Source organism: Lysobacter rhizosphaerae (assembly GCF_054779795.1).
Genome location: NZ_BAAGXO010000007.1, coordinates 60206 through 84496, shown reverse-complemented (window position 1 = coordinate 84496; position 24291 = coordinate 60206). Strand labels below are relative to the sequence as shown.

General features: G+C 68.7%; 27 protein-coding genes. 12 read left to right on the top strand and 15 right to left on the bottom strand.

Annotation, left to right across the window (positions count from 1 at the left end; translation table 11 throughout):
- Positions 1-92: 92 nt before the first annotated feature.
- From ACYVGE_RS09560 to ACYVGE_RS09550, 3 genes are read right to left on the bottom strand one after another with little or no spacing between them, the layout of a single operon-like run.
- The gene (locus ACYVGE_RS09560) at positions 93-1253 is read right to left on the bottom strand and encodes a PDZ domain-containing protein (protein WP_460729319.1); all 1161 of its coding nucleotides are present in this window, start codon (positions 1251-1253) and stop codon (positions 93-95) included.
- A 50-nt stretch (positions 1254-1303) separates the two neighbouring features.
- Positions 1304-2182 (bottom strand): hypothetical protein, encoded by an 879-nt coding sequence (locus ACYVGE_RS09555; RefSeq protein ID WP_460729317.1) that lies wholly within the window; start codon positions 2180-2182, stop codon positions 1304-1306.
- Positions 2175-2816 (bottom strand): RNA polymerase sigma factor, encoded by a 642-nt coding sequence (locus ACYVGE_RS09550; RefSeq protein WP_460729315.1) that lies wholly within the window; start codon positions 2814-2816, stop codon positions 2175-2177. Before ACYVGE_RS09550 ends, ACYVGE_RS09555 begins: the two co-directional genes overlap by 8 nt.
- 260 nt (positions 2817-3076) lie before the next feature.
- Between ACYVGE_RS09550 and ACYVGE_RS09545 the strand changes: the two genes are divergently transcribed.
- The 6 genes from ACYVGE_RS09545 to ACYVGE_RS09520 all read left to right on the top strand — a co-directional run bounded on the left by ACYVGE_RS09545 (position 3077) and on the right by ACYVGE_RS09520 (position 7754).
- Positions 3077-4018 carry an SPFH domain-containing protein gene (locus tag ACYVGE_RS09545; RefSeq protein ID WP_460729313.1) on the top strand — a complete coding sequence of 314 codons (942 nt, stop codon included), beginning with the start codon at positions 3077-3079 and terminating at the stop codon, positions 4016-4018.
- A 3-nt stretch (positions 4019-4021) separates the two neighbouring features.
- Complete coding sequence (locus ACYVGE_RS09540; RefSeq protein WP_460729311.1) at positions 4022-4456, top strand: NfeD family protein; 435 nt, start codon at positions 4022-4024, stop codon at positions 4454-4456.
- Between the two features lie 159 nt (positions 4457-4615).
- Positions 4616-5731, top strand: a complete 1116-nt coding sequence (gene gcvT, locus ACYVGE_RS09535) for a glycine cleavage system aminomethyltransferase GcvT (protein WP_457096513.1) — start codon at positions 4616-4618, stop codon at positions 5729-5731.
- Positions 5732-5871: 140 nt separating this feature from the next.
- The gene (gcvH, locus tag ACYVGE_RS09530) at positions 5872-6267 is read left to right on the top strand and encodes a glycine cleavage system protein GcvH (protein ID WP_457096514.1); all 396 of its coding nucleotides are present in this window, start codon (positions 5872-5874) and stop codon (positions 6265-6267) included.
- 300 nt (positions 6268-6567) lie between these two features.
- Entirely contained in the window at positions 6568-6870 is a 303-nt protein-coding gene (locus ACYVGE_RS09525) for a hypothetical protein (RefSeq protein ID WP_460729309.1), read from the top strand.
- Between the two features lie 449 nt (positions 6871-7319).
- Positions 7320-7754, top strand: a complete 435-nt coding sequence (locus ACYVGE_RS09520; protein WP_460729307.1) for a hypothetical protein — start codon at positions 7320-7322, stop codon at positions 7752-7754.
- 217 nt (positions 7755-7971) lie between these two features.
- On the opposite strand, the gene ACYVGE_RS09515 is transcribed toward ACYVGE_RS09520, so the two are convergent.
- From ACYVGE_RS09515 to ACYVGE_RS09505, 3 genes are all read right to left on the bottom strand, one after another.
- Positions 7972-8892, bottom strand: a complete 921-nt coding sequence (locus ACYVGE_RS09515; RefSeq protein WP_460729305.1) for a histone deacetylase family protein — start codon at positions 8890-8892, stop codon at positions 7972-7974.
- Between the two features lie 247 nt (positions 8893-9139).
- The gene (locus tag ACYVGE_RS09510; RefSeq protein WP_460729303.1) at positions 9140-9724 is read right to left on the bottom strand and encodes a cob(I)yrinic acid a,c-diamide adenosyltransferase; all 585 of its coding nucleotides are present in this window, start codon (positions 9722-9724) and stop codon (positions 9140-9142) included.
- 18 nt (positions 9725-9742) lie between these two features.
- Complete coding sequence (locus ACYVGE_RS09505) at positions 9743-10321, bottom strand: DUF6580 family putative transport protein (RefSeq protein ID WP_457096518.1); 579 nt, start codon at positions 10319-10321, stop codon at positions 9743-9745.
- Between the two features lie 58 nt (positions 10322-10379).
- Here ACYVGE_RS09505 and ubiH point away from each other — a divergent pair, with 58 nt between their 5' ends.
- Together ubiH and ACYVGE_RS09495 are read left to right on the top strand one after the other, a co-directional pair.
- Entirely contained in the window at positions 10380-11687 is a 1308-nt protein-coding gene (ubiH, locus tag ACYVGE_RS09500; RefSeq protein ID WP_460729301.1) for a 2-octaprenyl-6-methoxyphenyl hydroxylase, read from the top strand.
- Positions 11684-12877, top strand: a complete 1194-nt coding sequence (locus ACYVGE_RS09495; protein WP_460729299.1) for an FAD-dependent oxidoreductase — start codon at positions 11684-11686, stop codon at positions 12875-12877. Before ubiH ends, ACYVGE_RS09495 begins: the two co-directional genes overlap by 4 nt.
- Before the next feature lie 90 nt (positions 12878-12967).
- Here ACYVGE_RS09495 and ACYVGE_RS09490 read toward each other — a convergent pair whose 3' ends face one another.
- The 6 genes from ACYVGE_RS09490 to ACYVGE_RS09465 form a co-directional block, all read right to left on the bottom strand.
- The gene (locus ACYVGE_RS09490) at positions 12968-13396 is read right to left on the bottom strand and encodes an EF-hand domain-containing protein (RefSeq protein WP_460729297.1); all 429 of its coding nucleotides are present in this window, start codon (positions 13394-13396) and stop codon (positions 12968-12970) included.
- A gap of 204 nt (positions 13397-13600) precedes the next feature.
- Positions 13601-14122 (bottom strand): EF-hand domain-containing protein, encoded by a 522-nt coding sequence (locus ACYVGE_RS09485; RefSeq protein ID WP_460729295.1) that lies wholly within the window; start codon positions 14120-14122, stop codon positions 13601-13603.
- Positions 14123-14253: 131 nt separating this feature from the next.
- Entirely contained in the window at positions 14254-15309 is a 1056-nt protein-coding gene (gene rlmM, locus ACYVGE_RS09480) for a 23S rRNA (cytidine(2498)-2'-O)-methyltransferase RlmM (protein ID WP_460730554.1), read from the bottom strand.
- Positions 15310-15329: 20 nt separating this feature from the next.
- Positions 15330-15905, bottom strand: a complete 576-nt coding sequence (locus tag ACYVGE_RS09475) for a nucleoside deaminase (protein ID WP_460729293.1) — start codon at positions 15903-15905, stop codon at positions 15330-15332.
- Entirely contained in the window at positions 15905-16375 is a 471-nt protein-coding gene (locus ACYVGE_RS09470; RefSeq protein ID WP_460729291.1) for a hypothetical protein, read from the bottom strand. The genes ACYVGE_RS09475 and ACYVGE_RS09470 overlap by 1 nt, the downstream gene beginning before the upstream one ends.
- 11 nt (positions 16376-16386) lie before the next feature.
- The gene (locus ACYVGE_RS09465; protein ID WP_460729289.1) at positions 16387-18135 is read right to left on the bottom strand and encodes a glutamine--tRNA ligase/YqeY domain fusion protein; all 1749 of its coding nucleotides are present in this window, start codon (positions 18133-18135) and stop codon (positions 16387-16389) included.
- A gap of 154 nt (positions 18136-18289) precedes the next feature.
- Between ACYVGE_RS09465 and ACYVGE_RS09460 the strand changes: the two genes are divergently transcribed.
- The 4 genes from ACYVGE_RS09460 to ACYVGE_RS09445 all read left to right on the top strand — a co-directional run bounded on the left by ACYVGE_RS09460 (position 18290) and on the right by ACYVGE_RS09445 (position 20810).
- Positions 18290-18823, top strand: a complete 534-nt coding sequence (locus tag ACYVGE_RS09460) for an adenine phosphoribosyltransferase (RefSeq protein WP_460729287.1) — start codon at positions 18290-18292, stop codon at positions 18821-18823.
- 32 nt (positions 18824-18855) lie between these two features.
- The gene (locus ACYVGE_RS09455) at positions 18856-19119 is read left to right on the top strand and encodes a putative signal transducing protein (protein ID WP_457096526.1); all 264 of its coding nucleotides are present in this window, start codon (positions 18856-18858) and stop codon (positions 19117-19119) included.
- Between the two features lie 105 nt (positions 19120-19224).
- Positions 19225-19884, top strand: coding sequence for a glutathione S-transferase family protein (locus ACYVGE_RS09450; RefSeq protein WP_460729285.1), 660 nt, complete (start codon positions 19225-19227; stop codon positions 19882-19884).
- Complete coding sequence (locus ACYVGE_RS09445; RefSeq protein ID WP_460729283.1) at positions 19881-20810, top strand: DMT family transporter; 930 nt, start codon at positions 19881-19883, stop codon at positions 20808-20810. Before ACYVGE_RS09450 ends, ACYVGE_RS09445 begins: the two co-directional genes overlap by 4 nt.
- A 73-nt stretch (positions 20811-20883) precedes the next feature.
- On the opposite strand, the gene ACYVGE_RS09440 is transcribed toward ACYVGE_RS09445, so the two are convergent.
- The 3 genes from ACYVGE_RS09440 to ahpF all read right to left on the bottom strand — a co-directional run bounded on the left by ACYVGE_RS09440 (position 20884) and on the right by ahpF (position 24171).
- Positions 20884-21567, bottom strand: a complete 684-nt coding sequence (locus ACYVGE_RS09440) for a hypothetical protein (RefSeq protein WP_460729281.1) — start codon at positions 21565-21567, stop codon at positions 20884-20886.
- Entirely contained in the window at positions 21564-22514 is a 951-nt protein-coding gene (locus tag ACYVGE_RS09435; protein ID WP_460729279.1) for a LysR substrate-binding domain-containing protein, read from the bottom strand. Before ACYVGE_RS09435 ends, ACYVGE_RS09440 begins: the two co-directional genes overlap by 4 nt.
- 70 nt (positions 22515-22584) lie before the next feature.
- On the bottom strand, positions 22585-24171 hold the full coding sequence (gene ahpF, locus ACYVGE_RS09430) for an alkyl hydroperoxide reductase subunit F (RefSeq protein WP_460729277.1): 1587 nt from the start codon (positions 24169-24171) through the stop codon (positions 22585-22587).
- Between the last annotated feature and the right edge of the window lie 120 nt (positions 24172-24291).

Sequence of the window (24291 nt, the reverse complement as noted above, 5' to 3'; positions counted from 1 at the left end):
TGAACCGGCGCGTGGTGCGACGCGGTCCGCAACGCCGCCATGAAAAGCAAAGCCCCGCACCGTTGACCGGTACGGGGCTCTCTATGTATGGCCTACAGCAAGGTCAGCGGTGCCGGCGGCGGGGGTGACGGCGGCGCCGGTGCGTCCGGCTCGGCGGGTGGTGCCGGCGGTGCGGGCGGAGCCGGTGGTGCGGCCATCGGAGCCGGCACGGCCTGCGCATGTGGTGCCGCGGGCGGCGCTGGCGGTGCGGGCGGTGCGGGCGGTGCCAGCAGGCGCAGTGCGCGGCGTTCGGGCAGCGTCAGTTTGGTCGTCATGCGCTTGCGATCGCGCAGGTATTCGACCGCGACCGCGGTGCCCGGCGAATGCGCATGCGCCGCCGCCATTGCTTCGCGCGGCGTGTCCACGGCCTTGCCGTCCACCTTCTGCAGGACATCGCCCGGCTTCAGCCCCCCCATGTCTTCGGGAACGCTGATCACGAGCACGCCGCGATCGGTGCCGAAATAGTGGCCGAGGTCCTTGTCGATGGAAGCGAGGTTGAGGCCGTTCCAGCGGAATGCCTCGGCCAGCATCGGGCGTCGGCAATCGGCATCGTCGTCGCAGAGGTCCTCGCGGATTATTTCGCGCCGGATCTGCGGCGCGACGCCACCGGGCGCGAGGTGCATGCGGCCCGCGCCACCGGGGCCGATGTGCATGCCGGGCTCGCCGCCGAATTCGAAGGGGCCATCGCCGTCATGCAGCATGATCAGCTGGTCGCCGGCGCTCGGCGTGACCTTGACGCTGGCCGTGCGGCCGTCGCGCACGTAGCCGAGCGCTACCGGTGTCTTGTCATCCAACGCACGCAGCTGCGCGCGCGCGGCCGCCAGGCGGGCATCGCCATCGGCACCGGGCAGGGCCTTGCCGTCGATCGCGGTGATGCGATCACCGCTGCGCAGGCCGGCCTTGGCCGCACCGCTTTCCGGTGTGACCGCGGCGATGCGGACGCCGGCACCGCTGTCGCCCTCGAGGATCACGCCCAGCACCGGGCGCTGCAGCATGCGGCGCTCGATGACCATCTGGCGCGTGCCATCCATGGCCATGCCCGTGTCGCCGGAGAGCTCGGCGACGCGGCGCGCGGCACGGTGCAGGTCTTCGCGCGCGGCGGCCAGCTCTTTCTGCTTGGCTGCGTCGGGCGCCGCCTGCGCGAGCGCGCCGAAGGCCAGCGCGAACGCGAGCGCGCAGGCGAGCGGGGTAGTGATGGCAGGCAGGCGTTTCATGGGAACTCTCCGCTTGTTCGATGGGGATGATGGGTGTGGAAGAGGGCGGCTCAGTCGACGCTGACCAGCGCGGTGTCGTTGGACGTGCCGTGCGCGGCGAGCCAGCGCGAGGTGGCTTCGACCCCGGCGAGCTGTTGCAACAGGTCCACGCGTTGTCGCCACAGATCCTGTTGGCGGGTGGCGGTCAGGTCGGACTGCGACAGCGAGGCATCGATCGTGGCGATGCCGGCGTCGAGCTCGCCACTGAGCAGTTCAAGGCCGGCATTGCCGACGCGGTCGTCGCGCGCGAGGGCGACGAGGGCTTCGAGTTGCGCGGACTGCGCTTTCAGTTTCTGCAGCGGGTCGGCATCGCTGGCCGCTGCCGTCATCGTGGCAACACCGCGATCCGGGCCCGGAGCAGGCGGTTGGGTCGCGGCGGTGGCCAGGCGCGACGTCGCGGCGTCGGAGGCGGCGTGCGGCACCTTCGGCATGGCGCGCGCGCTGCGTGCGTGCGGACGGTGGGACGGCACTACGCGCGTCGACTGGGCGATCGCATCCGATGCCGCCTTTGTCTCGCTCGTCGCGACGGCAACGCGCGCTTCCGCGGGTTCGGCGCGAATGGGAGCGGCCGGTCCACGCAATCCCTGCGTTGTCGCGACCAAGGCCGGTGTCGCTGTGTCGTCGCCTGCCGACTGCAGCCAGCGCGACAGCGGCGACCATGCGGCAAGTACCAGCACGGCCGCGCTCGCCATGCCGATGAGCCAGGTCGCGCGGCGCTCGCGCCGTGCGTTGCGATGACGGGAAGACGGGGCATCGAGCCTGCGGCTGATCTGCGTCCAGCCATCGCCCGGCGGGGTTTCCATCGGCAGGGCGGCGAACGCCGCGCTCCAGTCCTGTGGCGCCGCGGCCAGGGCGCCGTTGTCTGCACCGGAATGGGAGTTGTCAGGCATGACGCACCTCGAGTGTCGCGGCCACGGCGAGGATGTCGTTTCGCGCGGCGGATGACGGCTCCCTGGCGGGGCCTTCCAGCAGCAGGCGCAGGCGGCGACTGCCGCGCGCGAGCTGTGATTTGGAGAAGCTCGCGGTGCGCTGCATCAGCGTCGCGATCTCCTCGTGGGTATAGCCTTCGGCGTGATACAGCCACAGCACGCTGCGGGTGACGGCGGGCAGCTGCGCCAGCGCGCGCTGCAGTTGCGCGGCGTCGGCAGCGGCAGGCGGGGGCGGCGCGTGATCTTCCAGCGCATGGTCGTCGTCGATCGCCACTTCGCCACCATGGGCGCGCCGGCTGCGCAACCGCATCAGCGCTTCGTTCACCGCGATCTGCCGCAGCCACGCCCAGAACGGACTGCCATCGGCGCCGCTGCCACAGCCGCGGAAATCCGCGACCCGGTTGAGCACCTTCAGCATCGTGTCCTGCAGCACCTCCGCCGCCTCCTCGCGGTCGCCGCAGATGCGCAGCGCCAATGTGAAGACCGGCCGCTCGAACCAGCGGTACAACTGCTCGAATGCCGGGCGCTCGCCGGCGCGCGCACGGGCGAGCAGGGCGTCGGGAACGTCGATGGCGAAGGAGGAGTTGGCGGGCATCCAGTGACTAAGGATGCGCCCTGGGGGCAAACCGTCGCACGGGCCGGCCCGAGATCACTACCCGACGCGCCACGAACCGGGCCGCGCCGGCGGGTAGCCATGGCGAACCGGCCCGCGACCAATTTTCCGGCGCGGGACGAATCAGGCCGCGCCGGCGGGTAGCCATGGCAAACCACCGGCTTTGATTCCCCCCAGATGTCCCGCCCCTGCGTCTCCGCGCTCAAAGCCTATACTCGCCCCACTTCAGGGAGGGGTTCGAGATGACGCTGGGTTCGCTGTTGGCCGCGGTACTGCTGTTCGCATTCGTGATCGTGCTGTTCAAAGCCGTCCGCATGGTGCCGCAGGGTTACGAATGGACGGTGGAAACGTTCGGCAAGTACACGCACACGCTGACGCCCGGACTGCACTTCCTGATGCCGATCTACCAGGGCGTCGGCCGCAAGATCAACATGATGGAGCAGGTGCTGGAGGTCCCCAGCCAGGACGTCATCACCAAGGACAACGCGGTGGTGAAGGTCGACGGCATCGTGTTCTTCTCGGCGCTGGACGCGGCCAAGGCGGCCTACGAGGTCGCGACCCTGGAGATCGCCATCCTCAACCTGGTGATGACCAATATCCGTACCGCGATCGGTTCGCTGGACCTGGACGAATCCCTGTCCAAGCGCGACGAGATCAACGCCAAGGTGCTGGTCGCGGTGGACCAGGCGACGCATCCGTGGGGCATCAAGGTCAACCGCATCGAGCTGAAGGACATCCAGCCGCCGCGCGACCTGGTCGACTCGATGGCACGGCAGATGAAAGCCGAGCGCGAGAAGCGCGCCAATATCCTCGAGGCCGAGGGCTTCCGCCAGGCCGCGATCCTCAAGGCCGAAGGCGAGAAGCAGTCGGTGATCCTGGAAGCCGAGGGCAACCGCGAAGCCGCGTTCCGCGCCGCCGAGGCGCGCGAGCGCCTGGCCGAGGCCGAAGCCAAGGCGACCCAGCTCGTGTCCGATGCAATCGCCGGCGGCAACGTGCAGGCGATCAATTACTTCGTCGCGCAGAAGTACATCGAGGCGTTCAAGGCGCTGGCCGAGGCGCCCAACCAGAAGTTCGTGCTGATGCCGATGGAGTCGGCGGGTGTGATCGGCTCGCTCGCCGGCATCGCCGAACTGGCGAAGGACGCGTTGGGCAAGTCGCCGCCGCCGATGCCGGGTCGGAGCTGAGCCATGCGCTGGGACTGGCAGGTAGTGGCGTGGGCGGCGGCAGCCTTGGTGCTGTTCGCCCTGGAAACGATGGCGCCGGGCGCCTTCATGTTGTGGCTGGGCTTCGCGGCGGCGGCGGTGTTCGTGGTGGTGTTGCTGTTCGACCTCCCGGTGCTGGCACAGGTCGCGCTGTTCGTCGTGCTCAGCTTCATCTCGATCCAGGTCTACCGGCGCTGGTTCCGTGGACGCGCGCGCAGCAGCGACGAGCCCCTGCTCAACCGCCGCGCCCAGGCGCTGGTCGGTCGCGTGGTGCCGCTGGAGCGGGCGATCGTCAATGGGCGTGGGCGCGTGCAGATCGCCGATGCGTTCTGGGAGGTCAAGGGTTCCGATCTCGCCGTGGGCACGCCGGTGCGGATCGTGGCCGTGGACGGCATGAGCCTGAGGGTCGAAGCCGCCTGAGTCCGGCGTCACCCGCTGATGCGGGCGTACACGGCACCGTACGGCCCGGCACTGCTTGCCGGGCCCGTCAGCGCGCGGCGGCGCGCCTGATTCCTTCGGCGCGCATATTTCAGCGCGGCGCGGGATAATTGCCGGCTTCCTCCCCACGTTCCCGCCGCCATGACGCAGAAGACCATCCTCAACGACACCCATCGCGCCCTCGGCGCCAAGATGGTCGACTTCGGCGGCTGGGACATGCCGATCCACTACGGCTCGCAGATCGACGAGCACCACCTGGTGCGCCAAGACGCCGGCATGTTCGACGTCTCCCACATGACCGTGGTCGACCTGCGCGGCGCGAAGGTGCGCGACTTCCTGCGCAGGCTGGTCGCCAACTCGGTCGACAAGCTGCAGAAGCCTGGCAAGGCGCTGTACACCTGCATGCTCAACGAGCAGGGCGGGGTGATCGACGACCTGATCGTGTACTTCCGCGACGAGGAGTTCTTCCGCCTGGTCGTCAATGCCGCCACCCGCGACAAGGACCTGGCGTGGATCACCCGGCAGGCAAAGGCCTTCGACGTTGCCGTCACCGAGCGCCCGGAGTTCGGCATGGTCGCCGTGCAGGGCCCGAATGCGCGCGACAAGGTCCTGGGCCTGCTGCGCGCGGAAGACCGCGCCGCGATCGGCAAGCTCGGCAAGTTCGCGGCCGGCGAGGCGAAGACGGTCGATGGCGTCGATGTCTTCGTTGCCCGCACCGGCTACACCGGCGAGGACGGCTTCGAGATCATCGTGCCGGAGGCGCAGACCGTCGCGTTCTGGAATGCATTGCTGGCCGCGGGCGTGAAGCCCGCCGGCCTGGGTGCGCGCGACACGCTGCGCCTGGAGGCCGGCATGAACCTCTATGGCCAGGACATGGACGAAACCGTATCGCCGTACGAGGCCGCATTGGCGTGGACTGTTGCGCTCGACGAGGGGCGCGACTTCACCGGTCGCAGCGTGCTCGAGGCGCAGAAAGCAAATGGCGTGCCGAGGCAGATGATCGCCCTCGTCATGGACGAGAAGGGCGTGCTGCGCCACGGCCAGAAGGTGCTCACCGCGAACGGCGAGGGCGAGATCCTGTCGGGCACGTTCTCGCCGACGCTGGGCAAGGCGATCGCGTTCGCGCGCGTGCCGGCGGGCGACATCCCGCTGGGCGCGGAGGGCAACGTCCGCGTCGACATCCGCGGCAAGGAAGTGCCGGTGCGCGTCGTGAAGTTTCCGTTCGTGCGCGACGGCAAGCCGCAGGAAGGCATCTGACCGCAGCACCTGTCCGGCGGGCGCGCCAGGAGAGGCTTGATCCGACGCGCCCCTGCTTCGCTACACTACGCCTCCACGCGCTCTTGCCAGCGACGTATCCTTTAATCCCCCACGCGTCAGACGCATCCACGGAGCACCCCATGAGCGAGATCCCCGGCGACCTCAAGTTCCTCAAGTCCCACGAGTGGGCACGCGTCGAAGGCGATGGCAAGGTCACCGTAGGCATCTCGGATCACGCCCAGGGCCTGCTTGGCGACCTGGTGTATGTCGAGCTGCCCAACGTCGGCGACCGCGTCGAAGTCGGCAATGCCTGCGCAGTCGTCGAATCGGTGAAGGCCGCCTCCGACGTCTACGCACCCGTCAGCGGCACCGTCACCGCCGTGAACAGCGCGCTCTCGGACAAGCCGGAAACGATCAACGAGGACGCCTACGGCGAAGGCTGGCTGTTCACGATGGAGATCGAGGACGCCGAGCAGCTCAATGAGCTGCTGGGTCCGGACGACTACGCCGAGCTGCTGGAAGACGAGGACCACTGAGTCCCGCGCGGTCGCGGCGATGTCGCGGCCTCCGCAAGCAGTACACACGATGCCGGCCGGGCAACCGCGCCGGCATCGCCGTTTCTGCGGCCGGCGAATCACGGCCAAGTGCCGACCCGTACTTAACGAATGCGAGCGCAGCGGTGCGACTCGCGCCCGTTCGCCGCGCCCATCGATGCTCCGCCGCCATCTGATGGAAGCGGTTCGTCAGGCCGCTTCCGTAGACGCGCGACACCGCCGCTCGACGTGTCGGTGCATCACGATGCGGGGTCGAACATGCCGGAATAGTTCGCGCAGTTTTTGCGCAAATGGACCGATGCGACGCCAAATCGGGTGGCCGGTCGTCGGCGCGCGGCGAGTGTGAAAAGGGATGCCGGTCGGCATCGTCACGCGGATGCGCCGCTCGCGCCGCGCCGCCGTCGCCTTTGCAGCGGGCGAATGCGCGCGTTGCGAAATGCCTTTTTTTTAGTGCTTTGCGAATTCGTCGCGGATGACATCGGCAAATCCGTTGCGGTCGCAATGCACGTCGTCGTCGTCGATCCGGGCGGCATGCGTCGGGCCGCCCGGATCGGGGCCCGAAAAAAAATTGCTCCGGATTGTTGACAGGCCAAAAAACCGTGATTAGGTTTCGCCCAGCAGACGATACCTGCGGAATAGAGTGAGTCGAGCGATCGCGACAACGCGCAGCAATAAACGGACCTCCGCCCGGAACATAAAAACGGTGGACGTTGGCGCCCTGTCCTCTGCGAAAACGCAGCTCACCTACTCGCAAACGAGTGACCGCATCCAGCCCGGTTCGCCCAAAGCGGATCGGGTTTTTGTTTGTGGTGCTATCGGAACCGGCCCGTCACGCGCCTCCGGGCGTGGAATCGGGCCAACCCATCGGGCGCGGGTGAGCCGACCTGTGACGATGGGGCAAGGCATTCGCCTTGGTACGCCTGGCGTACCGGCGTTTGGTCGCGGGTTCACCCGCGGCAGGGTTTGAACTGGGCTGTTGTTAACCCGAAAGACCGAGCTGTACGACCGTTACACAACTGACGAGGAGCCATACCATGGCCATGAAGAAAGCTGCGAAGAAAAAGGTCGCCAAGAAGGCAGTCCGCAAGGCTGTCGCCAAGAAGGCCGTCCGCAAGGCTGCTGGCAAGAAGGTCGCCAAGAAGGCCGTCCGCAAGGCTGTTGCCAAGAAGGCCGTCCGCAAGGCTGTAGCCAAGAAGGCCGTCCGCAAGGCCGCCGCCAAGAAGGCCGTCCGCAAGGCCGTTGCCAAGAAGGCCGTGAAGAGGGCGCTGCTGAAGAAGGCCGTCCGCAAGGCTGCCGTGAAGAAGGCCGTCCGCAAGGCTGCCGTGAAGAAGGCCGTCCGCAAGGGCGCCGCCAAGAAGGCCGTCCGCAAGGCCGTTGCCAAGAAGGCCGTGAAGAAGGCTGTGAAGCGCAAGCGCGTAGCCAAGAAGGTCGCGGCCGCCATGCCGGCAACCCCGGCACCGATGATCTAAGTCATCGAAAAAAACAGAAAGTCCCGATTGCCGTAACACCAGCTCTCTCCCCGCAGCCCAGGCGGGGGGAGAGTTTTTTTATGGCGCCGCCGAAAGAGCAGGCGTGCGCGCGCAGTCACCGCTCCGCCGCGCGCCGCAGCAGTCGGCTGCGGGCTGTGAATCCATAACCAACCCCGAGCGAGCTTGAAGCGCCTTCCCGCTCGATGGTTGCCATCCCTCAACCCATCAGAGCCCTGACATGGGCCACGCTGCTCTCGCGCAGCGCCGTGAGGTCGTAGCCACCCTCAAGCATCGACACCAGGCGTCCGCGCGCGTGCTTGTCGGCCAGCGCCACCAGTTCGGTGGTGAGCCAGGCGTAGTCGTCGGCCTCCAGCTGCAACTGCGCCAACGGATCGAGCCGGTGCGCGTCGAAGCCGGCCGAAACCAGCAGCAGTTGCGGACGGAACGCGTCGATGACCGGCAGCAGTGTCTGTGCCCAGGTCGCACGGAAGGCCTCGCCACCCGAGCCGGTGCGCAGCGGCGCGTTGACGACGTTGCCGACGCCGCGTTCGCTCGGGTAGCCGGTATCCGGGTACAGCGGCATCTGGTGCGAGCTCACAAAGAGCACGTGCGGATCGCCGTCGAAGATGGCCTGCGTGCCGTTGCCGTGGTGCACGTCGAAGTCGATGATCGCCACCCGGGACAGCCCATGGGCGTCCAGGGCGTGCGCGGCGGCCACCGCGATGTTGTTGAACAGGCAGAAACCCATCGCCACCGAAGGGGTGGCGTGGTGCCCCGGTGGCCGCACGGCGCAGAACGCGCGCGGCAGGGAACCGGGTGCGCTGGCCATCGCCGCGTCCACCGCGGCCACGCCGGCACCGGCGGCGCGCAGGGCGGCCTCAGCCGAGCCTTTCGACAACACCGTGTCCGCATCCAGTGCGACCGATTCCGCCACCGGTGTGTCCAGCACCAGCCGCAGCAACGCATCGTCGTGCACGCGCAGCAGCTGCCCACGCGTGGCACGCGGCGCGTCGAACCAGGCGACCTGCGGGAAGGACTCGCGCAGCGCCGCGGTGACCGCTTCCAGGCGTGCCGGCCGCTCGGCGTGCCCGGCGCCGGTATCGTGCTGCAGGCAGGCGGTGTGGGTGAAGAAGTGCACGGTGGTCGGAGTGGCAGCGATGCTGCGAGGGTAGCGGGGAAGCGGTGGGTGGGCGTGAAGCGTCTGGTCTCGCACGCCTGCTGAACTGGCGCGTGGCGACGCGGTTAGTAGTCCGCACGCCTGCCTATGCCGCGGCGCGGCGCGTGGCGACGGCTAGCAGTCCGCACGCCTGCCTGTGCCACGGCGCGGCGCGTGGCGACGCGGTTAGTAGTCCGCACGCCTGCCTGTGCCGTGGCGCGCCGTGCGCCTACTTCTGTGGCGGCGCCCCTTTGCGGCGCTCGTGGTTCCACAGCACCTCGCCGTGCCCGCTCGCGCGTGCCAGCACACGGGCCAGCACGAACAGCAGGTCGGAGAGGCGGTTGAGGTAGCGGATCGCCTCGGGGCGCACCGCATCCTGGCGCGAGAGGGCGATGGTCTCGCGTTCGGCGCGGCGCACCACGGTGCGCGCGACATGGCAGCGCGCCGCGGCCTCGCCGCCACCGGGCAGGATGAAATCCTTCAGTGCCGGCAGGGGTTCGTTGAAGGCGTCGAGGTGCTGTTCCAGGCGCTCGACGTCCCCGTCGAAGATCGCCGCGTGGCCGGGAATGCACAGCTCGCCGCCGAGATCGAACATCTGGTGCTGCACCGATACGAGCAGCGAGCGCACGGCGTCGGGGAAGGTGCTGTCCGAAGCCGCGCTCGCCAGCACCAGGCCGATGCAGGAATTGGCTTCGTCGACCGTGCCATAGGCGGCGACGCGGGCGGAGTCCTTGGCGACGCGGCTGCCGTCACCGAGCCCGGTGGTGCCGTCGTCGCCGGTCTTGGTATAGATCTTGGAAAGGCGATTGCCCACGGTGTGAACGGTGCTTGCTTACACCGTCTGCACGCGCAGCGCCGGCATGCGGTGGCGCAGCAGGCTGAAGCCACCGAACAGCAGCGCCGAGAAGAACAGCGTGCCCAGCAGCGTGCCCTGGAAGAACGGGATGCCGGCGATGTAGGCGGCCATCAGGCCGGCCGCGTTCTGCGGGTACATCGACGAACCGATCCAGGCGCTGAAGTTGGTCACCAGGAAGAACAGCACCGAGCCCGCCAGCGAATAGCCCAGCACGCGCACGCCATTCACCTTGCCGCGCAGGCCGAAGCCGAGCACGGTCGAGAGCGCGATACAGGCATACACGAGCCAGAAGCTGGTGCTGAAGAAGTAGCTCGAATAGGTGCCGCCATGGACGGCCGCCAGGATCAGGTCGGAGGCAGCCATCGCCGCCAGCGGTACCACTATCGCGAGCGAGCGCGAGGCGAAGTAGGCACCGCCGAACAGGGCGATCGCTTCCACCGGCGAGAAGTTCCACGGATGCGGGACCACGCGCGTCAGCGCGGCGACCAGGATCATGGCACCCAGGATCAGCGGGCCGGGTGCGAAGGAGGACGTCGGACGGTTCGGGCTGTTCATGGGCTGCGTTCTTGCGGTGGCTGGCCGGTGGCGGCCGTAGGTCCGTTAGCATAACGCAATGCCCCAGACCGACCTGTCATCACAGTCCGCGTCGCCCGCGACCGGCCCCCTGCAACAAGCCGGCACGCACGACGTCCTGATCATCGGCGGGGGCCTGGTCGGCGCCAGCCTGGCGATCGCACTGGATCGGCTGGGCCTCGATGTCGGCCTGGTCGAAGCCGCGCCGGCCGGCGCGCTTCCCACGGTATTCGACGAGCGCAACCTCAGCTTCGCCGAAGCCACCGTCAACGCCCTCACCGCGCTCGGCGTGATGCAGAAGCTGCGCGCCCCGACCGGCGCGATCGAACGCATCCATGTCAGCCGCAGCGGCGACTTCGGCCGCACCGTGCTGGATGCGGCGAAACACGGTCGCAGCGAATTCGGCCGGGTCGTCATTGCCCGCGACTTCGGCGAGGCGCTGGAAGCAAGGCTGGCCGAACTGCAGCACGTGCGCCGCTATCGGCCGATGCGTTTCGTCGGGGTGGATGCCGCCAGCGAGGACCTGCGCGTCGTCCGCGTCGCCAACGAGCGCGGCGAACAGCAGTTGCGGACACGCCTGCTGGTCGCTGCCGACGGCACCCGCAGCGGCGTGCGCGACGCGCTGGGCATCGGTTGCGATGAGCACGACTACGCGCAGACACTCTTCGTCTCCCGCCTGCTCGCCGAACGCGCGCCTGATGGCACCGCCTACGAGCGCCTCGGCGCGAACGGCCCCACCGCCCTGCTGCCGCGCGGCGACCGCCACTTCGGCCTCATCCATGGCGTGGCACGCGAGGATGCCGATGCCGTCGCGGCCCTGGATGACGCGGCCTTCCTGGCCCGCGTGCAGGACGCATTCGGCTGGCGCGCCGGCCGCTTCCTCGCCTGCGGTGCCCGCACCGCGTACCCGGTGGCCCGGGTGATGGCGCAGGCGCTGACGGCGCCGCGCGCGGTGCTCGTCGGCAATGCCGCGCAGACGATCCATCCGGTCGGCGCACAGGGTTTCAATCTCGGCCTGCGCGATGCGCTGACGCTTGCCGAGCTGATCGAGGCCGGTTGTCCCGGTACGCGCGCCGCCTCCGGTTTCGACTGCGGCGATTCCGCACTGCTGGCGCGGTACGAGCAGCGCCGCCGCGAGGATCGCGAACGCACCGTTGCGTTCTCCGATGGCCTTGCCCGTTTCACCGCCAACGGCTCGGCCCTGCTGCGGCCGCTGCGCAGCGTCGGACTGCTCGCCGCCGATCGCCTGCCGTCCATGCAGGCGTTCCTGGTCGGGGCGGCGATGGGTTACCGCGGCGACGTGCCCGCGTTGTGCCGCGGCGAGACCACGACCGTGGGGGCCGCATGAGCCGTCGCGACCTGCTCGATGTCGCCATCGTCGGTGCCGGCGTGGTCGGGGCTGCCGCCGCCCTCGCGCTCGCGCGTGACGGCTGGCAGGTGGCGCTGATCGAAGCGCGCGAACCGCCCCGCTGGCGCGCGGACCAGCCCGACCTGCGCGTGTATGCCTTCGCGCCCGACAATGCCGCGCTGCTGGCCGACCTCGGCGTGTGGCCTTCGATCATCGATGCACGCGCGCAGCCCTACCGCGGCATGCGCGTGTGGGATGCGGCCGGCGGCGACGAATTGCGCTTCGATGCCGACGTCTTCGGGCGACGCGAGCTGGGCTGGATCGTCGAGAACGCGCTGCTGGTCGATCGCCTCTGGGCCGCGCTGCCGGCCGCGGGCGTGCGGCTGCGCTGCCCCGCCCAGGTGGTCGCGTTGCAGCAGGACGAGGGCGCGGACCACGCCGCGCTCGAGCTCGACGACGGCACCCGCCTGCGCGCGCGGCTCGTGCTCGCGGCCGATGGCGGCGACTCGAAGCTGCGCTCGCTCGCCGGCATCGATACCTACACCCACGATTACGGCCAGAACGCGCTGGTCGCCTTCGTCGACCATGCGCGTCCGCACGAGGCCACGTGCTGGCAGCGCTTCCTGCCTACCGGGCCGCTCGCGTTCCTGCCATTTGCAGGCGCCAGCGGCCACCGCAGTTCGATCGTGTGGACGTTGCCCGAGGCCGAAGCGGCGCGCCTGCTGCAGGTCGACGAGTCGGACTTCCTGCGCGAACTCGACAATGCCTTTGCCGGCAGCCTGGGCACGCTCGGCGCGGTGTCGAAGCGCGTGGCGTTCCCCCTCCGCAGGCAACTCGCGCAGGCACATGTCGCCGGCCGCGTTGCGGTGATCGGCGATGCCGCGCACGTGGTGCATCCACTCGCGGGGCAGGGCGTGAACCTGGGGCTGCGTGATGTCGCCGCGCTGCGTACGCTGCTGTTGCACCAGCGCACGGCCAGCCGCGATCCGGGTGCGCCCGTGGCGTTGGCGCGCTGGGCCCGGCAGCGGCGCAGCGAGAATGCCGTGGCCGCCTATTCGTTCGACGGTCTCAACCGGCTGTTTTCGAACGACAAGCTGCTGGCGACGCTGGTGCGCGGTCCCCTGCTGGGACTCGTTGGAAAGTTGCCGTCGTTGCGGCACGCCTTGTGGAAGCACGCGGCCGGGCTGTAGCCCGGAGGTTGTTGGTCCGGACGAAAAACGCCCCGCCGAAGCGGGGCGTGGTGCTTCCCTGCCGTCCCAACTTTCAATCCGTCCCGACCCTCAATGGTTCCAGCCCTTCAATTCGTCCTTCGACAGGCGGCCGTTGTGGTTGCTGTCGATCGCACCGAAATCGCGGATCAGGTCGGCATCGCCGCTGGCGTTCACTTCGCCTTGCGACAAGCTGCCATCGCTGTTCTTGTCCAGCGCCGCGAAGTCGACCTTGTGCGAGGTCGCCGCAGCGGCTGCGGCGTCATTGCTGGTCATCGGCGCCGCGGTCATCGGCGCCTCGGTCGGCGGGGTCGCCTGCATCGCGTCGGCGGCATCGTTGCTGGTCATGGGGGTTGTGTGCTGTAGGCGCTCGTCCTCGGCCTTCATCTGCGCCTGCTCATCGGCGGACTGCCCCATCGTGGTGGCGGGCGGCGCGTCCTGCGCGAATGCGGGCGCTGTCAGCAGCGCCGCGAAAAGAGTCAATGCAACGGTCTTGTTCATGAGAGGTCTCGTGTGTGGAGACCGGGGAACCGTAGTACCCCACACATCAAGCGCGCGTAAAACTCCGCAATACAGGATGAACAAAAAGGGAAGCCGCATGCCGCCCACGCATGAAGACCCGCGCGTAGCCATATTCAGCATCGCGCTGGAGCGTTCACTGCCCGGGCGCCCCGCATGAAACAAGGCGCCCGGCGCTGTCCTGGCTCAATGGATCACATTCTCGGTTTCAGCGCGCGACAGTTTTCCATCGTGGTTCGTGTCCATGGCGGAGAACTGTTGCTGCAGCTTCGGATTGCCGCGGGCTTCGGCGCGCGACAACATGCCATCCTGGTCGGTGTCCAGTGCGCGGAACTCGGGGCGATAGCCGCTGGGATCGCCCGGATGCGAGGTGAAGGTGACGTTGGCGGCGGCCGGCATGGCGCTGGCGGCGCCTGTTGCCGCCGCGGCCGTGGCCGCACCGGTCGACTGCATCGCCTCCGACGCATCATTGCTGGTCATCGGCGTGCCGGCATCCGTCGATGCATTCGTGGTGGCATCGGTCGTCGTCGTGCCACTCCAGCGGTCAGACTGTGGCGTGGCTTGCTGCTTCGCGTCCTCGGCCTGGGCCTTGGCCTGTGCCTGCGCATCGGTGGACTGTTCCATCGAAGTGGCGGGCGGCGCGTACTGGGCGAGCGCCGGAGCAGCCAGCAGCGTTGCCAGGAAAGTAAGTGCAACGGTCTTGTTCATGAGCGAGCCTCATGCGGTGGAAACCCGGGACCGTACTAGTACCCAACGCATAAAACGCGCGTAAAAACGCGCGATTCAGGCTGAACGGAAACGAACGGGCGGCCGTTGATGGACGCGATCGGATCGGTCTGTCATCGATGCGCTGCGCTGGCGAAGACGGTGATCTCCTCGCGGTCGTGGTACAGCTGCCGCGCGCGTACCAGCAGCGGCTTGCGCGCCTGCTGTTCGAACAGTTCCAGGCACAGCTGTGTCTCGTCCCAGCGCTTCTTCATCGGCAGCTTGAGGTTGAAGATCGCGTGCCGGCACCAGCCCTCGCGCAGCCACGTCGCCATTCGCTCGGCGACGCGTCGCGGCTGCTCGACCATGTCGCACACCATCCAGTCGAGGGGCGCCTTCGGTTGCCACTGGAAACCGTCGGCGCGCAGGTGGTCGACGCGGCCACTGTCGAGCAGGTGCTGGCGCAGCGGGCCATTGTCGACCGAAGTGACATGCAGGCCGTTGCGCACCAGCACCCAGGTCCAGCCACCCGGCGCGGCGCCGAGGTCGGCGCTGCGCATGCCATCGCGCAGCAGGCGCTGCCGCTCCTCGTCGCTGAGCAACGTGAGCAGCGCCTCTTCCAGCTTCAGCGCGGAACGGCTCGGCGCATCGGCATGCATGCGCAGGCGCGGGATGCCCAGCGGCCATGGCGCGCTGTCGCGCGGCTCGCTGCGCGCGAGCACGACGTGGTCGCCGTCGAGGAAGACGACGTGCAGGCGCGGCTTGCCCGCATCGTCCACGCGCGTCAGCCAGCCGGCCTTGCGCAGCGCCGGCCGCAGCGCATTGCCGAAACTGCGGGCCAGGCCGGCCAGGGGCTTGCCGGCGTCGGAATCCGGGTGTTCCACCCACAACTCGCCGAAGACCTGCTTCGGCAGCGTTTCCAGGGCAGATAGGATGGGCGTGATGCGGTCCTTCGGGTCGATGCCGCGCAGCTCGGCGAGGCGCAGCAGCTTCTGCCGCGCGAAGATCAGTCCGCTGAAGGGCAGCGCGCGCGACAGCGCGGGCGCGTCTTCGCAGATGAATTCGACGTATCCGCTGTTGCGCTCGGTGCGGGCGTAACCCGGCAGGTTCGCCTGCGCGGCGCGCTCGGACAGCTCGCCCGCCAGTTCCGGTTCGAAGCCGGCGCGGCACCAGCAGAACAATCCATCCAAAGGCAGGGCATCGGCTGCCATCAGTAGTGTTCGCCGCCGGATGCGCCGTAGGCGCGCAGGACCGCGCGCGCGGCATCGCGCTGCACGTCGCGCGTCACCGTGATGCCGCGGCGCTCGAGTTCCCCGACCCAGTCCGCGGGCAGCGGACCCTCGTCGAATTCTGTGAGTTCCTCCACGTCCTCGCTGCGCGCGCCGATCAGCAGGCGATCGATGCCGGCCCACACGGTCGCGCCATAGCACTGGCAGCACGGTTGCGAGGACGTCGCCAGCGTGATCGGGCCGATGGGTTCGTCGGCTTCGTTGCGGTTGAGGCGCGGGCGCTGGGTGCGCAGCTGCGCGAGCATGTAGGCCATCATCTCGGCATGCGCGACCGAACACGCATGCGGCAGCACCCGGTTCACGCCCACCGCGATGATGCGGTCGTCGGGGCCGAATACCGCCGCGCCGAACGGGCCGCCACTTCTTTCCTCGATGTTGATGCGCGACAGCTCGATCGCCAGCGCGACCTTGTCGTCATCGCTGGCGTAACTGCGCGAAGTGTCGACCGCGTCGTGCACCCAGGCCGGCAGGGTCAGGTGGACCTGCGCATACAGCATCACTGCACCAGCCCGGACGAAGCGGCTTCGCACTTGCCCTGCCTGCAGCTGCAGGAGGAAATTTCGGGGAAGCCGCAGACCGACATCATTCCCTTCTTCGCGCACTCCGCCTGGACGCCCTTCGGGTCGGTCGGGCTGTTGACGTTGACGCAGGCCGGGTAATAGCCGCAGCAGTTGCCGACGTTCTTGACGGTGCAGTCGGCGTCGGTCTTGCAGGCCAGGTCGACGGCGCCCGGCGCCACCGCTGGCGCTTCGACCGGATCGGCTGGCAGCCGGCCGCCCGTGTGCATGGGCTTGTGGGCCGGAGATGCCGGCGATGTCGCCGCAGGTGCCGCCGCGTCGTTCCCGGCGGGGGCGACGCCATTCGGCGACGGTGCCGCGCAGGCGCCAACGGCGACCGTGACGAGTGCGAGTACGAATACGAACGACGCGGCGCGCAGGCGGCGGCGGAGTCTGCTCAGCGCGCGCATGGCATCGTGCCTCAGGCCTTGCCCGACCAGGTGTCGCGCAGGGTGACGCTGCGGTTGAACACCGGCTTGGCGGTGGCATGGTCGTAGCGGTCGGCGACGAAGTAGCCGATGCGTTCGAACTGGAACGACTGCTCGGGCGCGGCTTGCGCGGCCGCCGGCTCGACGTAGCCGGTGACGACGCGGCGCGAATCGGGGTTCATGTAGTCCTTGTAGGTCTTGCCGCCTTCCTCGTTGTCGGGATCGGCGACGACGAACAAGCGGTCGTACAGGCGCACTTCCGCCGCTACGGCATGCTTCGCGCTGACCCAGTGGATGGTGCCCTTCACCTTGCGGTTGGCGCCTTCCATGCCGGGGCGCGATTCCGGATCGAGCGTGCAGCGCAGTTCGACTACCTTGCCCGCAGCGTCCTTCACCACTTCGTCGCAGCGGATGATGCCGGCGCCACGCAGGCGCACGTCGCCGCCCACGGTCAGGCGCTTGAAGCCCGGCGGCGGCACTTCCTCGAAGTCCTCGCGCTCGATCCAGAGTTCGCGCGCGAACGGCACCTGGCGCTCGCCCTGCGCCGCGTCCTTGGGATGGTTGGAGAACGTGAGCGATTCCTCGTGCGATTCCGGCAGGTTGGTCAGCACCAGCTTGAGCGGATCGATCACCGCCATGCGCCGCGGTGCGTGCGCGTCGAGGTCGTCACGCAGCGCGCCCTCGAGAATGGAGATGTCGAGCAGCGAGTTCTGCTTGCTGATGCCGACGCGGTCGACCATCAGGCGCAAGGCCGACGGCGTGTAGCCGCGGCGACGGATGCCCTGCAGCGTCGGCATGCGCGGATCGTTCCAGCCGTCGACCAGGCCTTCGTTGACCATCGCCAGCAGCTTGCGCTTGCTCATGACCAGGAAGTTGAAGTTCAGGCGCGAGAACTCGATCTGGCGCGGCTTGCTGGCCTCGAACGGCAGGCCCTTGCCAGTCAGCGGCGCGACCAGTTCCGGCGAGTGGGCGAGGTCGACCTTGTCCACGCACCAGTCGTACAGCGGGCGGTGGTCCTCGAATTCCAGCGTGCACAGCGAGTGGGTGATGCCTTCCACCGCGTCGCTGAGCGAATGCGCGTAGTCGTACATCGGGTAGATCGGCCAGTCGTTGCCGGTGTTCTGGTGCTCGACGTGCTTGATCCGGTACAGCGCCGGATCGCGCAGGTTGATGTTGCCGCTGGCCATGTCGATCTTGGCGCGCAGCGTGCGCGCGCCGTCGGGGAACTCGCCCGCGCGCATGCGCCGGAACAGGTCGAGGTTCTCCTCGACGCTACGATCGCGATAGGGCGAATTGCGGCCCGGCTCGGTCAGGGTGCCGCGGTATTCGCGCACCTGCTCGGCGCTGAGGTCGCAGACGAAGGCGTCGCCCTGGCGGATCAGCTTCTCGCCGGCCAGGTACAGCACCTCGAAATAGTCGGAGGCATGGCGAAGGTCGTGCCACTCGAAGCCGAGCCAGTGCACGTCGTCCTGGATCGCACGGACGTACTCGGGGTCTTCCTTGGCCGGGTTGGTGTCGTCCAGGCGCAGGTTGCACTCGCCGCCGAATTCGCGGGCGACGCCGAAATCCAGGCAGATCGCCTTGGCGTGGCCGATGTGCAGGTAGCCGTTGGGCTCCGGCGGGAAACGGGTCTTGATCGCCGCGTGCTTGCCGCTGGCGAGGTCCTCGCGAACGATCTGCCGGATGAAGTCGTTCTTTTCCGGCGGGGAGGACGGGGCGGCGGAGGCGGGCGTGGCGGACATGCGGGAAGGGGGAAGCGAGGGAGACCGTGCAGTTTAACGGGGTGCCGCCATTTCCACGCGAAACGGCCCGCTGCCGCCGATCCCCGGCCGCGGGCGCGGCATCAGGCAATCCTGGCGTTTGGGTGATACCGCGGGCCAGACGTAAGCTCCGTCCATGAACAGCCTCCGCACCCTGATTCGCGACGTCCCCGACTTCCCCAGGCCCGGCGTCGTCTTCAAGGACATCGGCCCGCTGCTGGCCGATCCCACCGGCTTCACCGCTTGCATCACCGCGCTGGCGGCGCCGTGGCGCGACGTCCCCATCGACGCGGTGTGCGGCATCGAGTCGCGCGGTTTCATCTTCGGCGCGGCGATGGCGCTGGCGATGAAGACCGGTTTCGTCCCGCTGCGCAAGGTCGGCAAGCTGCCACCGCCCACCCTCGGCATCGACTACGACCTCGAGTACGGCAGCGCCCGGCTGGAAATCAGCTCGGGAGAGCTGGGCGCGCCGGGGCTGCCCGCCGGCGCCCGTGTATTGCTGGTGGACGATGTGCTGGCCACCGGCGGCACGCTGGACGCCGGCCGCCGCCTGCTGGAGCAGGCCGGTGCGCAGGTGGTCGGTGCCGGGGTGGTGATCGAGATCGACGCCCTGCGCGGCCGCATGCGCTGGCCGGAGGAGATCCCACTGCGCACGCTGCTGCGTTGCTGAAGCGTATGCTGGCTGCGCAACCCGGAGCCGCGATGAAAGTCGTCTACGAAGCCGCCAACCTGATCGATGCCCACCTCGTCCGCCATGCGCTGGAGGCCGCGGAGATCCCGGTGTTCCTGCGCGGCGAGCAACTGCTCGGCGGCATGGGCGAATTGCCGCTGTTCGGGGTGATCGCGGTGTGCGTGCCGGACGTGGTCTGGCCGCAGGCACGCGAGATAGTCGAAGCCTTGCCCTTGAACGAGCCACCCGCCGCCGCGGACGACGAAGTGGGCGAGGGCGGCTGGCAACCTGCGTAGACGCGCCGTCCTGGCGACGGGTCCTGGTTCCATTGATGCGGCCAACGCGGCCGCCTGTCACGCGACAATATCCATACTCTCCCGTGCTCCGAGGACCGCGCCTCCATGCCCCTGCTCGTCATCGGCAACAAGAACTATTCGTCCTGGTCGCTGCGCCCGTGGTTGCTGATGCGCCATTTCGGCGTGGCCTTCGACGAGCTGCGGCTGAACCTCGACACGCCCGAGTTCGACGCAGAGATCGGCCGCTGGTCGCCGACGCGCACGGTGCCGGTGCTGCACCACGACGGCCTGGTCGTGCCCGATTCGCTGGCGATCTGCGAATACGTCAACGAACGTTGGCTCGACGGCCGTGGCTGGCCCGCGGACCTGCGCGCGCGGGCGAAGGCGCGTGCCGCCGCGGCGGAAATGCATTCGGGCTTCCGCGCGCTGCGTACGCAGATGCCAATGAACTGCCGGCGCCAGCCCGACGCATATCGCGGCGACGAAAAGGCGCAGGCCGACATCGACCGCATCCAGCAGCTCTGGCAGGAACTGCGCGCTGAATTCGCGGCAGACGGAGACTTCCTCTGCGGCGGCTTCGGCATCGTCGATGCGATGTTCGCGCCGGTGGTGATGCGCTTCCTCGGCTACGGCGTCGCCATTGACGACAACGCGCGTCGTTATGTCGAGGCGATCACCGCGCTGCCGGCCGTGCGCGAATGGCGCGCGGCCGCGGCCGCCGAACCCGAATACCTGCCCGACACCGACAAGCTGGTGCAGGCATGACCCATGCGGCTCGGGATTACACACGCGGCTCGCTGGCCGCGATGGCGCTGGGCGCCGCGCTGATCAGCACCTCGGCGGTGTTCGTGAAATGGGTCGGGATCGGGCCGACCGCATCGGCGTTCTGGCGCATGGGGCTGGCGTCCGTGCTGCTGCTGGCCTGGTTCGTCCGACCGAAGGTGCGCGCGGGCTGGAAGCCGGATGCGCGCGTGCTCGGCCTGCTGGCGGTCGCGGCGCTGTTCTTCGCCATCGACCTGTGGATGTGGCACCGGAGCATCCTCTACGTCGGCGTCGGATTGGCCACGTTGCTCGGCAACTTCCAGGTATTCGCGCTCGCCGGCTACGGCGCGTTCGTGCTCGGCGAGCGCGGCGGCTGGCGCCTGTGGGTGGGCCTGTTGCTGGCGCTGTTCGGACTCGCGCTGCTGCTGGCGCCGGGCTGGGAGGGCTTCGACGCGCGCTTCCGTACCGGCATCGCGTTCGGATTGGGCACCGCGGTGGCGTATGCCGGTTTCCTGATCTTCTTCCGCGCGGCGCAGGGGCAACGCGCGCACGTGGCGAACGAGGCGCTGCTGTGGTGGATGTGCGTGTTCAGCGCGGCGTTGCTGCTGGCGATGACGCTGGCGGGTGGCGAGTCCCTGTCGCCGCGCGGCATGCGCGACTGGAGCGCGTTGCTGGCCTATGCGCTGATCGCGCAGGTGTTCGGCTGGCTGGTGATCGGCCGGGTGATGCCGAAGCTGCCCGCCGGCGTGCTCGGCCTGTGCCTGCTGCTGCAGCCGCTCCTGTCATACGTGTGGGATGCGTTGCTGTTCGGCACGCGGCTCGGCCCGGTGGAAATGCTGGGGCTGGCCTTGTCGCTGGCAGGCATCTTCCTGGGCCTGGTGCGCGGGCAGCGCAAGCCGGCGGAAACGGCGATGGATGCCGCGGCCTGAAGACTGCGGTTGATGGGACGTTGTTTCAGGTGCGCTGTGAACCTGCTGCCGCACGCAGAGAGACCGCCAAGGCTTACAGCCGCGTGACCGCGCACACGTAGACGAGTTCGCAGGCGCCCGCGCCGGTGTCCTCGCGTGAGGTCGAGCTGCGCCAGCGCCAGCCGTCAGGGGCCTGCGCTTCCACCAGCCAGCCGTCGATGCGCACGCGTTCGCCCGCTTCCACTCGTGCGAGTGCGGAGGCGATGGCTGCACTGCCGGGGATCATGTGCATGTTCGCGGCGGAGCGGTCGATCTCGGCCTGCGGGATGGGCGGCTGGTCGCTATAGCGGTAGCGGTACCAGCGCGCCGATTGGGTGATGGTCAGGCGCGCGAGCACCGCGTCGTCGCGCATGCGGCCCCAGCCCAGCGCCAGGTCGGTCGGTGCAAGTTGCGACTCGCGATCGGAGCGGTAATCGCGGCGCGAAAGCACTTTCGCATCGATGCTGAAGCCGGCGAGCGGTGTCAGCGTGGCGGCGCGCAGGTGGAAGGGCGCGAGCGTCGCAGGCGTCGAGCTTTGCAACGGCGGATCGAAAGCCCCCACGCGCGGCGGCAGCTGGCAGGCGATGGCCGTGGCACGTTCCGCGGCGCCCGAGGTTGCCGGCAGCGGACTGGGATCGATGGACGCATAGCCGGGCGGCTTGCGCGGCGACACCGGCGAATACCACCAGCCGATCGCGGCGACGAGCAGCAACAACGCCACCCATGCACGACCACTCACGCCTTCGCCTCGCCTCGTTTGGTCTTGCCCACGGGTGGTGTAGCGGGCGGCTTGAGCAGCGACTTCGGCAGGTTGCGCAGTTCCGCCGCCAGCTGCCCGAGGAACTCGCCCATCGCCGAACTGCGCCGCCACACCATCGCGATCTCGCGATGCGGCGCGTCACCGCGGAACGGCAGCAGGCGGATGTCGGGCGAGGCCGGTACCGGCGGCTGCACCGCCAGCATCGGCAGCAGGGTGATGCCCACGCCGGCGGCGACCATCTGCCGCAGGGTTTCCAGCGAAGTCGCGCGGAAGCCGTCGCGCTCGTCCGCACCGCCCATGCGGCACACGTCGAGTGCCTGGTCGCGCAGGCAATGGCCTTCCTCGAGCAGCAGCAGGTGCTGGTTGTCGAGGTCATTGACCTTCAGCGACGCCTGCCTGGCGAATGCGTGCTGCTGCGGCACCGCGAGCAGGAAGGGCTCCTCGAACAGCGGTTCAACATGCAGCTGGTCGTCGTGGATGGGCAACGCGAGCAGGCCCGCATCGAGGCGGCCATCGCGCAGGCGCGCGAGGATCTGGTCGGTCTTCTCTTCGACCAGCAACAGTTCGAGGCGTGGAAAGCGCTTGCGCAGGCCGGGCACCACGTGCGGCAGCAGGTACGGGCCGAGCGTGGGGAACAGGCCCAGTCGCACCGTGCCCGCTTCCGGGTCCTGGCTGCGGCGTGCGATCTGCGTCATCTGCTCGACATCGCTGATCACCTTGCGCGCGCGTTCGGCGATCTCCCGACCCACTGGCGTGAGCATCACCTTGCGGGGCGCGCGCTCGACCAGGGCGACGCCGAGTTCGTCCTCGAGCTTGCGGATCTGCGTGGACAGCGTCGGCTGGCTGACGAAGCTGGCCGCGGCGGCACGGCCGAAGTGCTTGTGGTCGGCAAGGGCGACGAGGTACTTGAGGTCGCGCAGGTTCATGCGGCCGATCTTAGCGGCAGCCAACCGGGCGCGCCCTTGCGCGCCCGGAGGGTGGGATTCCCGGTCGCGGTCAGGCGGCGGCCTGCTGCGGCTCCGCCGGCGCCGAGGTGCGGATTAGGTGGTCGAACGCGCTCAGCGCCGCCGTCGAACCCGCGCCCATCGCGATCACGATCTGCTTGAACGGCACCGTGGTCGCGTCGCCCGCGGCGAACACGCCCGGCAGCGAGGTCGCGCCGCGGTCGTCGATGACGATCTCGCCGTGCGGTGACAGTTCGATCGCGCCCTTCAGCCATTCGGTGTTCGGCAGGAGGCCGATCTGCACGAAGATGCCTTCCAGCTCGACCGTGCGCGATTCGCCGTTGGTGCGGTCCTTGTAGACCAGGCCGGTGACCTTGCTGCCGTCGCCGAGCACTTCGGTGGTCTGGCCGCTGATGACGACGTCGACGTTGGGCAGGCTGCGCAGCTTGCGCTGCAGCACTTCGTCGGCGCGCAGCTGGTTGTCGAACTCGATCAGGGTGACGTGGGACACGATGCCGGCAAGGTCGATCGCGGCTTCCACGCCGGAGTTGCCGCCGCCGATCACCGCCACGCGCTTGCCCTTGAACAGCGGGCCGTCGCAGTGCGGACAGTAGGCCACGCCCTTGTTGCGGTACTGGTCCTCGCCGGGCACGTTCATCTGGCGCCAGCGCGCGCCGGTGGCGAGGATCACCGACTTCGCCTTCAGCGACGCGCCGCTTTCCAGTTGCACTTCGATCAGGCCGCCCGGGGTCTTGGCCGGCACGAGCCTGCTCGCGCGCTGCAGGTTCATCACGTCGACTTCGTAGTCGCGCACGTGCTGCTCCAGCGCCACCGCGAATTTCGGGCCTTCGGTGTAGGAGACGGAGATGAAGTTCTCGATCGCCAGCGTGTCCAGCACCTGGCCGCCGAAACGTTCGGCGGCGATGCCGGTGCGGATGCCCTTGCGCGCCGCGTAGATCGCGGCCGCGGCGCCCGCGGGGCCGCCGCCGACGATCAGCATGTCGAAGGCTTCCTTCTTCGCGATCTGCTCGGCCGCGCGCGCGGTGGCGCCGGTATCCAGCTTCGCCACGACCTGCTCGACCGTCATGCGGCCCTGGTCGAAGGGCTGGCCATTGAGGAAGACCGTCGGCACCGACATCACTTCGCGTGCCTGCACCTCGTCCTGGTACAGCGCGCCGTCGATGGCGACGTGGGTGATGTTGGGGTTGAGCGCGCTCATGAGGTTGAGCGCCTGTACGGTGTCCGGGCAGCTCTGGCAGGACAGCGACATGAAGGTCTCGAAGTGGAACTCGCCTTCGAGCCCGCGCACCTGGTTGGCCAGCGCTTCCTCGATCCGCGGCGGATGGCCGCCGACCTGCAGCAGGGCGAGCACCAGCGAGGTGAACTCGTGGCCCAGCGGGATGGCGGCGAAGCGGACTTCGATATCGGTACCGGTGCGCACGATCGCGAACGACGGCCGGCGCGCGTCGTCGTCGCGGCGCGCGTAGCTGATCTTGTCGGACATCGAGGCGATGTCCTGCAGCAGCGCTTCGAGCTCACGCGACTTGGCGCCGTCGTCGAGCGAGGCGATGAGTTCGATCGGCTGCTGCAGCTTGGTGAGATAGGCCTGCAGTTGGGTCTTCAGGTCGGCGTCGAGCATGGGGACTCCACGATTGCGAATGGGGGAAGGAAAACATCTGGCAACACGACACCGGTGCGGCCCGGATCCGGGAGCACGGTCGGTGCAGACGCTTGCAGGAGCGGCCTGGGCCGGAGGGGA

Bases quoted from the DNA above. Each gene is read 5' to 3' on its own strand.
- ACYVGE_RS09560 (WP_460729319.1), bottom strand. From the start codon at position 1,253: ATGAAACGCCTGCCTGCCATCACTACCCCGCTCGCCTGCGCGCTCGCG.
- ACYVGE_RS09555 (WP_460729317.1), bottom strand. From the start codon at position 2,182: ATGCCTGACAACTCCCATTCCGGTGCAGACAACGGCGCCCTGGCCGCG.
- ACYVGE_RS09550 (WP_460729315.1), bottom strand. From the start codon at position 2,816: ATGCCCGCCAACTCCTCCTTCGCCATCGACGTTCCCGACGCCCTGCTC.
- ACYVGE_RS09545 (WP_460729313.1), top strand. From the start codon at position 3,077: ATGACGCTGGGTTCGCTGTTGGCCGCGGTACTGCTGTTCGCATTCGTG.
- ACYVGE_RS09540 (WP_460729311.1), top strand. From the start codon at position 4,022: ATGCGCTGGGACTGGCAGGTAGTGGCGTGGGCGGCGGCAGCCTTGGTG.
- gcvT (WP_457096513.1), top strand. From the start codon at position 4,616: ATGACGCAGAAGACCATCCTCAACGACACCCATCGCGCCCTCGGCGCC.
- gcvH (WP_457096514.1), top strand. From the start codon at position 5,872: ATGAGCGAGATCCCCGGCGACCTCAAGTTCCTCAAGTCCCACGAGTGG.
- ACYVGE_RS09520 (WP_460729307.1), top strand. From the start codon at position 7,320: ATGGCCATGAAGAAAGCTGCGAAGAAAAAGGTCGCCAAGAAGGCAGTC.
- ACYVGE_RS09505 (WP_457096518.1), bottom strand. From the start codon at position 10,321: ATGAACAGCCCGAACCGTCCGACGTCCTCCTTCGCACCCGGCCCGCTG.
- ubiH (WP_460729301.1), top strand. From the start codon at position 10,380: ATGCCCCAGACCGACCTGTCATCACAGTCCGCGTCGCCCGCGACCGGC.
- ACYVGE_RS09495 (WP_460729299.1), top strand. From the start codon at position 11,684: ATGAGCCGTCGCGACCTGCTCGATGTCGCCATCGTCGGTGCCGGCGTG.
- ACYVGE_RS09490 (WP_460729297.1), bottom strand. From the start codon at position 13,396: ATGAACAAGACCGTTGCATTGACTCTTTTCGCGGCGCTGCTGACAGCG.
- ACYVGE_RS09485 (WP_460729295.1), bottom strand. From the start codon at position 14,122: ATGAACAAGACCGTTGCACTTACTTTCCTGGCAACGCTGCTGGCTGCT.
- ACYVGE_RS09475 (WP_460729293.1), bottom strand. From the start codon at position 15,905: ATGCTGTATGCGCAGGTCCACCTGACCCTGCCGGCCTGGGTGCACGAC.
- ACYVGE_RS09470 (WP_460729291.1), bottom strand. From the start codon at position 16,375: ATGCGCGCGCTGAGCAGACTCCGCCGCCGCCTGCGCGCCGCGTCGTTC.
- ACYVGE_RS09465 (WP_460729289.1), bottom strand. From the start codon at position 18,135: ATGTCCGCCACGCCCGCCTCCGCCGCCCCGTCCTCCCCGCCGGAAAAG.
- ACYVGE_RS09460 (WP_460729287.1), top strand. From the start codon at position 18,290: ATGAACAGCCTCCGCACCCTGATTCGCGACGTCCCCGACTTCCCCAGG.
- ACYVGE_RS09455 (WP_457096526.1), top strand. From the start codon at position 18,856: ATGAAAGTCGTCTACGAAGCCGCCAACCTGATCGATGCCCACCTCGTC.
- ACYVGE_RS09450 (WP_460729285.1), top strand. From the start codon at position 19,225: ATGCCCCTGCTCGTCATCGGCAACAAGAACTATTCGTCCTGGTCGCTG.
- ACYVGE_RS09445 (WP_460729283.1), top strand. From the start codon at position 19,881: ATGACCCATGCGGCTCGGGATTACACACGCGGCTCGCTGGCCGCGATG.
- ACYVGE_RS09435 (WP_460729279.1), bottom strand. From the start codon at position 22,514: ATGAACCTGCGCGACCTCAAGTACCTCGTCGCCCTTGCCGACCACAAG.
- ahpF (WP_460729277.1), bottom strand. From the start codon at position 24,171: ATGCTCGACGCCGACCTGAAGACCCAACTGCAGGCCTATCTCACCAAG.